General features: G+C 35.4%; 7 protein-coding genes. All 7 read right to left on the bottom strand.

Features of this window, described 5'->3' with window-relative positions; genetic code table 11:
• A partial coding sequence (locus tag GOQ24_RS09095) for a BspA family leucine-rich repeat surface protein (protein ID WP_160339525.1) occupies window positions 1–3,507 on the bottom strand: 3,507 nt, incomplete at its 3' end.
• Between the two features lie 310 nt (window positions 3,508–3,817).
• A complete protein-coding gene (locus tag GOQ24_RS09090) occupies window positions 3,818–5,503 on the bottom strand; it encodes a hypothetical protein (protein ID WP_160339524.1) in 1,686 nt (561 codons plus the stop codon).
• A gap of 256 nt (window positions 5,504–5,759) precedes the next feature.
• Window positions 5,760–6,896, bottom strand: coding sequence for a DegT/DnrJ/EryC1/StrS family aminotransferase (locus GOQ24_RS09085; RefSeq protein WP_160339523.1), 1,137 nt, complete (start codon window positions 6,894–6,896; stop codon window positions 5,760–5,762).
• Window positions 6,897–7,087: 191 nt separating this feature from the next.
• Window positions 7,088–7,567 carry a transferase gene (locus GOQ24_RS09080; protein WP_160339522.1) on the bottom strand — a complete coding sequence of 160 codons (480 nt, stop codon included), beginning with the start codon at window positions 7,565–7,567 and terminating at the stop codon, window positions 7,088–7,090.
• 85 nt (window positions 7,568–7,652) lie between these two features.
• Complete coding sequence (locus GOQ24_RS09075; protein ID WP_160339521.1) at window positions 7,653–8,606, bottom strand: MraY family glycosyltransferase; 954 nt, start codon at window positions 8,604–8,606, stop codon at window positions 7,653–7,655.
• A gap of 40 nt (window positions 8,607–8,646) precedes the next feature.
• Window positions 8,647–9,552 carry an NAD-dependent epimerase/dehydratase family protein gene (locus GOQ24_RS09070; RefSeq protein WP_166520730.1) on the bottom strand — a complete coding sequence of 302 codons (906 nt, stop codon included), beginning with the start codon at window positions 9,550–9,552 and terminating at the stop codon, window positions 8,647–8,649.
• Window positions 9,543–9,968, bottom strand: a 426-nt coding sequence (locus GOQ24_RS09065) for a glycosyltransferase (protein ID WP_208103217.1), incomplete at its 5' end; no start/stop codon positions are given. The genes GOQ24_RS09065 and GOQ24_RS09070, both read right to left, overlap by 10 nt.

Raw genomic sequence — 9,968 nt, 5'->3', positions numbered from 1 at the left:
CTCAGCTTTTTCAATAGTTAGTGTCCCCTCAAGGGATAAAGGATGGTAATTATCTCCAGCCAAGACCTTTGCCTCTACCTTATATTCACCCACATCGCTATGGCTGTTATTTAAATACCTTACATCTGTCACTATATCTATATCTCCTGAAATAGCCAATGACTTTAATTCACCATCGTATCGATACACAGTGTCTTTTAGCTCCACCCCAATAAGCTCGGCTTTTTCTATAGTAAGTGTCCCTGAGATATACTGTGTTACCTGGTAGTTGACAAGTGATAATTCAGTTGGAGTGATCATATAAGTCCCAATGTTTACAGCCCCTTGTGAATCACCTACATAAGTAACATTTATATCCACAAGTAAATCTTGTTCTAAAATGCCTTCTACAAACAATCCATGACCTCCCTTATAGGCAATGCCATCATACTTTTTGATCGCACCTAAAGCTGTTACACGGATTGGCTTTTTAGTGATAGTTAGAAAAGCTTTTATGCGCTGCTCCTTAGAACAACCCTTAATGATAGCCTCTACGGTATACTTACCTGCATCAATAGCCTGTTTGACTTCTTGTTTATGCTCATCATAGATGATATATTCAACTTGGATTTGATCACTCGGCAAATTCTTAATTTCAATAGAGTGCTCTTCCCCATTGTATTGCACTTTCTTATCCTTCAATACTAAATCACTTCCTAATTTAATATCACCATATATTTCCCAATTATACTTTTTAATTAGCGTTTCTCTATCTTGTTCACTCGAACAATAATATACTTTTTCTGCCCCTAGCATTATACCTTTTGGAACAGTAGGTAAACTTGCCCATCCCTTTAATGTTTTATCATAATCTGCAAGCTGCATACCCGAACGACTAAACATGGCATCCAAGTCTTCTGCTTGACTAATGTCCCATTTACTTAAATCTTGGCTAAAAGAGCGTGCCGCATTAAACATCGCATAAAAATCTGTACCCTTAGAGACATCCCAACCACTTATATCTTGATTAAAACTTGTGGCACCAGAGAACATCGCATAAAAATCCGTACCACTTGAGACATCCCAATTACTTAGATCCCCATTAAAACTTTTGGCATCAGAGAACATTGTATTAAAATCTGTACCCTTAGATACATCCCAATTATTTAAATCTCCATTAAAACTTTTAGCGTTATAAAACATCGCATAAAAATCTGTACCACTTGAAACATCCCAATTACTTAGATTCCCATTAAAATTTATAGCATCAGAAAACATTTCACTAAAATTTGTCACATTAGAAACATCCCAATTATTTAAATATCCATTAAAACTTTTAGCTCCTGAAAACATCCCATACATATCTTCAACCTCTGTTAAGTTTGGAGTATCAGTGGCTTTTAACTCAAGATTTACTGCTTCTAAAAAACTTGAGTTCATACTTTTCCATTGTTGAGTTCCCCATTGAGTAATGGCGCGTAATTGTTTCGGATATTTCGTTCTAAAATGTGGAAACTCCCCTCTAATAGATACCTTATACCTTCCTTTAGGCAATACTGCACTTGTGTAATTACCAGTTACATCTGAGCTTATCTGATTGATTTGGGGATTATCTATTTTTTGATACGCTACCGTATAGTGATAATTATATGAAGAATTTGTAAGTATTGTTATAGCAGTGTTCTGCTCATCTATATCCCACTCCAAAATAAAACTGTTACTTGAATTAATACAGTCATACTTATCTGCTACAAACTCCCATCCTTTACCCTCTAATTGATCTCTATATTCTTTTGATAAACAGTAATTCAACCCCACAACACCTATTTTTATATTATTTGGAACAGTTGCTAAACTTGCCCATCCCTTTAAGATTTTGTCATAGTCTGCAAGCTGCATACCCGAATAACTAAACATGTCATTCAAATCTTTTGCTTGACTAATGTCCCATTTACTTAAGTCTTGGCTAAATGAGCGTGCTGCATAAAACATACCATAAAATACCGCACTCTTAGAGACATCCCAACTACTTATATTCCCATCAAAACTTGTAGCTCTATAAAACATACCTCTAAAATCCCTACCATTTGAGACATCCCAATTATTTAGATCCCTATTAAAACTTATAGCTCTATTAAACATATTACTAAAATTCGTACCACTTGAGACATCCCAACCACTTATATCCTGATTAAAACTTGTAGCTCCATAAAACATATAACTAAAGTCCCTACCACTTGAGACATCCCAATTATTTAGATCCCTATTAAAACTTGTAGCTCCAGAGAACATATAACTAAAACCCCTACCACTTGAGACATCCCAACTACTTATATCCTGATTAAAACTTGTAGCTCTATAAAACATATAACTAAAATCCGTACCACTTGAGACATCCCAACTACTTATATTCCCATCAAAACTTGTAGCTCCAAAGAACATCGCATAAAAATCTGTACCCTTAGAGACATCCCAACCACTTATATCCTGATTAAAACTTGTAGCTCCATAAAACATATAACTAAAGTCCCTACCACTTGAGACATCCCAACTACTTATATCCTGATTAAAACTTGTAGCTCCATTAAACATACTACTAAAACCCCTACCACTTGAGACATCCCAACTACTTATATCCTGATTAAAACTTGTAGCTCCATAAAACATATAACTAAAGTCCCTACCACTTGAGACATCCCAATTATTTAGATCCCTATTAAAACTTGTAGCTCCAGAGAACATATAACTAAACTTTGTCACATTAGAAACATCCCAATTATTTAGATCCCCATTAAAACTTGTAGCTCCTTTAAACATATAACTAAAATCCCTACCACTTGAGACATCCCAATTATTTAGATCCCTATTAAAACTTGTCGCACCAGAGAACATATAACTAAAATTTGTCACATTAGAAACATCCCAATTATTTAAATCCCCTGTAAAATTTATAGCGTTTACAAACATCCCATACATATCTTCAACCTCTGTTAAGTTTGGAGTATCAGTGGCTTTTAACTCAAGATTTTTTGCCCCAGCAAAACTTGAGTTCATACTTTTCCATTTTTGTGTTCCCCATTGATTAATCGCAATAATATTCTCACGAGCGCGAGATTTGTAATCCAAAGAAACACTAAAGTAAGGAAACACACCACTAATGGCTACCTTATACTCCCCAGCTTCTAACTTTGTTTTATAAAATGCACCCTTATTTCCTTTACTATTTCCTTTAACAGAAGGTTGACCAACCTTCTCCCAATAAACATCATACGAGTATTGATAATTATTTCTTACATTAAACGCAATAGAATCATTACTGGATGAAATTTTCCAAGTAGTAATAAACGAGCTTGCATCAGTTAAAGGATCACCCTGTAATTCGAAAAACAAGTTTGAATTTTCATCGTGTTGTTTCACAGTTCGCTCTAACTTAAGTGAAGAAGCTATGTCAGATGCTTCTGACAATGTCCACAGACTACTTAAAAGCGAAAATAGAAATAGATATAAAAAAGTAATTGATGTTTTCATCAGCATAATTGTTTTTGTTTGCTTTACAAACTTTATCAATCTTGCTAAAAACACCTAATAAACACCTGGGACAAAAGTGGGACAAATAGAGAAAAACACACATAAAAAACCACCTAAAACACAGCATACAAGTACATTAAGCCCTTAGTTTTACAAAACTAAATCGCGTAATTATAATAATATTACAATTTAAAACCAAGTAATCACAGAGAACAAACACCTGAGAAAAAGAAAATAGTAAATGGCTAACTAATCCAAAAAAAGAAAAAATGCTGCGTTCACAGCGCGAATTTGACCAAGGAAAGCAGACTTAAAGTAAATGATACTTTTCCCCATATTTCTTTTTAAGTCGCTGATTTGCCTTTCGAACTGCCTCTGAAGTTATACCGAGCAAATTTGCAATTTGCTCTTTTGATAGTCCAATTTTCTGCAATAAAACAATACGCAGATTACTCTCTGTTAAGTCAGCAAAGTGTTTTTGAAGATAATCTACATACTGCTTTTGCTCTTTATAAAAAGCAAGCTTAAACAAGTCCCAGTTTTCCTCTGTCATAAGATGGGACTGCAACAACTCCTGTATAGCTGGTGTATTGTGTTTTAAATAAGTGCTGGATGATTTTTTCAGCGCTTGTAATTCTTCCTCTAATTGTGCAATTTGCGTCGTCTTTTCACTGAGAAACTGCTGATGCGCTGAAAGCGTATTCTCGGCTTTGTGCAATCGGTCTTCTGACTTGATTCGCGCTAACTCAAAATGCATCAGCTTTGTCTGATATGCAAATGCCTGCATCTTATTTCTGCGTTTAAAAAACAGATAAACGCCTAATAAAAGCAAACACAGAAAACTCACAACCAGAAATAAAACAATGCGCTGATACCAAAGTGATTCAACCTTTGCTTTTTTCAGTTCTAAGTCCCAAAGAATCTTGTGATAGTTCAACTTTCCATTGACTAATTGAATGGCAAGCTCCCCTTCTTTTTCTTTGGCTATTGGGGCTATTTTATCCACTTCACGTGAATAGTATAGCTCTAAGCTGTCCTCTTTTTTTAATTGAGCAATTTGTTTTAAAAAGCTGAGAATTTCAAACTCATAACCTACTTCCCCTCCAATTTTAAACGCATAAGCATAAGCCTCTTCTAAAGCCGTAAACGCGCTATCGATTTGATTATTCTCAAACAATCCTTGTGCGAGAAGCAATCTACTGTACATCATATTCTTTACATCCCCTACGTGGCTTGAGAGTACAAAGTCCTTTTCCAACAACTCCCTGGCACTCTTCATCCTGCCTTCTTTCATGTCTATTTGTCCCAATCCTCCAAGAGTTTTTGCATAGCGCAAAGTATCTTTCGTATCTAATGCAAAGGCATGACTTTTTAAATAATATTCTTTAGCCTTTACATAATTGACTTGCCTATAGGCTAACTCCCCTAAGTTGAAGTAAACCGTAGCTGCGGTGGTATCTTCTAATAAAGGCAAATTTAAAATAAGTGAGAAATACTCCTGTGCTAGGCGATATTCCTCTAAGGTTTGAAAAAAGAATGCTGTATTTAGCAATATATCCTCTTTACCTAAGCTCAACTCTTCTAGTTGATTCTCGATAAGAAGGGAAAGCTCTATAAAATATGGAGCTGCTTGCACATACTCATTCTCTGCATAAAAATAAAAGCCTATATAGCTATAAATCCAAGCCTTAACACTAAGGCTAATCACAGGGTTTTGAAGTGCATCATAAAGCAAGTTGATCTGCTTTAGAAATACCCCTTGTGTTAACTCACCATGCTGTTTCTGCTTTACTAATGCGATTGCCTTTTCTAGTACCTCTATGTTCTCATGCACTACCTTCGAATCGCGCTTATCATCACTATTTTGAAAAGTCTCACCTTTTACTTTTTTTTGGATTAGCTGCTCATAAACATGCACATCGGGCTTACTTGTACGATCACAAGAAAACAAGAAAAGCGAAGACAAAACCGCAAAGTAAAAATGCTTTACCAACATAGGATATATTTTTAGCTTGGTGATAAAGGTATCTTATTTTAAGGGAATTAAATGGTAATTTTTAAATTACACTAAAATTTAAAGAAATAGTATGCCTAGAAATCTTAATAGTAGCATCTGAAAAACTAATGAATTAGAAATCTTATAAAAGTTATAAACTAAAAAAGCCAAGAAAGAATCTATCCTCCTTGGCTTTACTATTTCTGTATTATTTACTTATTTGTGATTAAATTACTAAATCACATAACAAGATTCTTTATTTAAAAAACGCTCTTACAGCCTTAGCTATACGCTCTCTATCCTCATCTGTTAAATTACTTCCCGATGGCAAGCAAAGGCCTCGATCGAATAACTTCTCAGCGACATTGGTTCCGTAGTATGGAGCATCTTGAAAAACAGGTTGCATATGCATTGGCTTCCACAGTGGACGCGTTTCGATATTATCTTCAAGAAGTGCCAGACGTAATTGCTCTCTGTTTTTTCCACAAACAGCCTCATCTATCGTTATACAGCTTAGCCAATGGTTGGAGAAGAAATCCTCAGAAGGCTCGGTAAATACAGTCACCCCTTCGATATCCTTAAACAAATCTTGGTAAAAGGCATTATTGGAACGACGAGCCGCGATGCGATCCTTTAACACCTCCATTTGTCCACGACCAATCCCCGCTACGATATTACTCATGCGGTAGTTGTATCCAATGTGAGAGTGTTGGTAGTGAGCCGCTGTATCACGAGCTTGTGTGGACAAGAACACCACGTGATCTTTTTGCTCTTTTGTTTGACAAACCAAAGCACCACCGCCTGAAGTTGTTATGATTTTATTTCCGTTGAAGCTCAAAGCTGCCATATGTCCTATTGTACCGCATTGACGCCCTTTATAAGTACTTCCAAGTCCCTCTGCCGCATCTTCCAATACAGGCACTTCATATTTGCGAGCTACCGCCATGATCTCATCCATTTTGGCAGGCATCCCATAAAGATTAACAATTACAATTGCAATGGGTTTTTTACTAGTAGCAATGGCTCGGGACTTGATAGCGTCCTCTAAAGCCTTCGGACACATATTCCAGGTATCTGCTTCGCTATCCACAAAGACAGGTTTGGCGCCTAAATAAGTAATTGGATTGGCAGAAGCAGAGCTGGTAAAAGACTGACAGATGACTTCATCCCCAGCTTTAACCCCTAACTTTACAAGTCCCAAATGTAAAGCTGCAGTTCCAGTGCTTAGTGCTGCTACAAAAGATCCCCCTCCTATAAATTTTTCAAGTTCTTTTTCAAATACCTCTATATTTGTTCCTTGAGAGAGTATGCATTTAGTATCAAAAGCCTCGTGAATATACTTTAGCTCTTGCCCTCCCAAATCCGGAGGAGACAGCAATATTTTCTTATCCATTATGATATAATTTTCATCTTTTTAAGAACTTTAAAGGTAGTAAAATAAATTTTCATAGATAATTATTCTATGGACAAATTCAGTTTAAACTACTACTTATTTTATAATTATATCATAAAAACAAAAGCCAAAGATAAATCAATTACCCTTGGCTTATATATTTTATTATCTATTGATATTACTTGATAAAACTAAAATACCTCACTTTTCCACACCACTTGTCCAGGCTTTAATGTTTTCCCTTCAGTAATACGAGCAAATCCTGCTACATACGCTGCTGGATATGTACACACATAATCTTCTACAATGGCATCGTGATCCACCGTTACATTCGCATTAATAATACAGTGTTTTCCAATTTTAGCATCAGCCTGAACCACTGCATTCGCTAATATAACAGTTCCCTCACCTATTACTGCTGTAGGAGAAACATAAGCTGTTGGATGAATGATAGTAGCAAAGCAGTGTTTTACTGTTTCTGCTATACGTTTACGCACCTCATTATTACCAATTCCTATAATCAATTTAGCAGCTACCTCGTAATTTTGATTATACGGATTAGAAGCATCATCAAAGTACTCTACTGTATTAGTTGCATCTAACTGATAAACTGTATCTTCTACCACCTTACCGTGACCTCCCTTTCCGTAGATTAAGTATTTGTTATTCATAGGCGAGTTTTTCTTATATACACAAGCTCATTGTCATTACTAATTTTTATATTGATTATCAGAAAATCTAGTGATCAGTTCCCCGTTAAGCAAAGCGATCCACTATTCTCCTTTTCAAAACCAAATACACCACACTCATCACCACCAATAACGACACTGCAAACACTATTTGCGTCATCCCGTCTTGATCAGTCATGTCAATCACACCGTAACCGATTACAAACTGCAATACCCCGTAACCAAAAGAAACAAAAAGCTTATTGACCTTTGCTTCATTAGCTAAATATTGATAAAGGTGAGTGCGGTGTGCTTGAAAGATATTCTCTTTATTCAAGGCACGACGAATAATTGTCCATACCGTATCTATACCATATACAGATAAGAAAAGGATATAAACAAAGTTCCCTGTAGTGATAATTAATTGTCCCAGTAAAAACACCACGATAAAAGCCATACTTACACTTCCTACATCTCCTGCAAAAGCCTTAGCCTTATTTCTAAAGTTAAAGAAAGCAAATACAACAGCTCCTAATAGGGCAAATATGATTAAATCCATCGCTATAAAACCAACACTGTGGTTTACTAAGGCTAATAGTCCCAATACGACAATACTATACCATGCTGTAATCCCATTGATTCCATCCATAAAGTTATACGCATTGATGGTTCCAATTACCCCAACTAAAGCTGGTAAAATCCATAACCACGAAAGCTCAAACAGATTCCATTGATAAAACATCAACAGGACCGAAAGCAAATGAATCAACAATCGTATCTTATTAGACAACGTAAAAATATCATCCAAGAAACTAATCAATGTTATAGCTGTTAATCCAATGATAAAATAAGGATATTCAAAACCTGAATAAACAAAATAAGCCAATGCACCGAAGTAAAACACCACACCTCCACCTCTAAGGGTGATTTGAGTATGTGAACTACGCTCATTAGGCTTATCTATAATATTGTACTTATCAGCAACCTTAAAGTACACTAACTCTGCAATAAATAATATCGCTAAAACTATGATGTATTCCATTATTTTCTTTTTTAATCGGTTCCCAGTTTTCTACTTAAGATTACTTCTCTTTAAAAGACCTAATCGTCTTCTCCAATCCTTCCTCTGCACTTACGGGTAGCTCCTTGACCTCTAAAGCACGCTTTATCTTATTATTAGAAACCATATAATTTTCCGTTAGCTTTTTTAAACGTTCACTATTAAGAGGTAATTTAATCTTATCTCCTATTGCAGCTACTCCATTCATAAATCCTTTAGAGATATGCCATAGCTTAGGTTTCTTATTAGATACTCTTGCCAATAAAGTTACAAGTTCATTAGTTGACAAAGCTTTATCATCTGCAAAATTATATACTCCAGACAAAACATTAGGATTATTCATCATTTGATCTACTAAGTAACACAGATTATCGATAGACAAAAACGAACGATGATTCTCAAAAGAAGCCAATGGCCAAGGAATCCCCTTCTCCACTACCTTATACAATAAATTAAGATTACCTTTATTACCAGGTCCGTGTATCATACAAGGACGAATAATAAACACTCGTTTTCCTTCAGGCAACTGTGTATTTAATAGATACTGTTCTGCTTCATACTTCGATTGTCCATAAGGAGTAAATGGCTTAGCCTCTACCTCTTCTGTTAAAATACCTTCTACTGTATCTGCCACAGCCTTTACAGAGCTAAAATAAATGAAATCCTTAGCCTCACTCTTTAGGAAGTGATTAAACAGTTCTATGGTTAAATCTCTATTTACTTTAAAGTATTCTTCAGCACTAGAAGTGTTCGCTGTATCATGTGCTTTTCCTGCTAAGTGAATGAATACACCTGTATCCATCACATCTTGGGATTTCCAACTGTCATTTCTAACAGATAATATTCTAACACTATAATTTTTATCCTTTAAATAGGGGACTAAATTCTGACCAACGAAGCCTGAAGCACCTGTGATTGTTATTCGCATAATTCTTTGTATAAATTAAGTTGTGCAGACCATACTATTTCGTTAGTAAAAAAAGCATGAATTCTATCTTTTCCTTTTTCACCCATTATTTTAGCTTGTGGTCTATTCTTATATAAATACATTAGTGCTTCCGTTAAGCTTTCTACGCTCCTAGGTTTAATAAGTAATCCAGTCTCCATATGAACCGTAGTATCTCTTAACCCAGGTATATCTGCTACAATTGTTGGTACTCCAAAACTAGCAGATTCAATAACTACATTTCCAAAACCTTCCCTATAAGAGTATAAGACTAATGAATCAGCCAATGCATATAAAGGTCTAACATCTAATTGTTTTCCTAAATATAAAATATCCTTATTATTATTTAATTTGGTATAATAATCCTCTTGCAATGGATCCTGCATCTCTATTGGACC

Source organism: Myroides sp. LoEW2-1 (assembly GCF_009767705.1).
GTDB lineage: Bacteria > Bacteroidota > Bacteroidia > Flavobacteriales > Flavobacteriaceae > Flavobacterium > Flavobacterium album_A.
The sequence above is the reverse complement of the archived record's forward strand: the minus strand, read 5'-3'. Positions and strand labels throughout refer to the sequence as shown.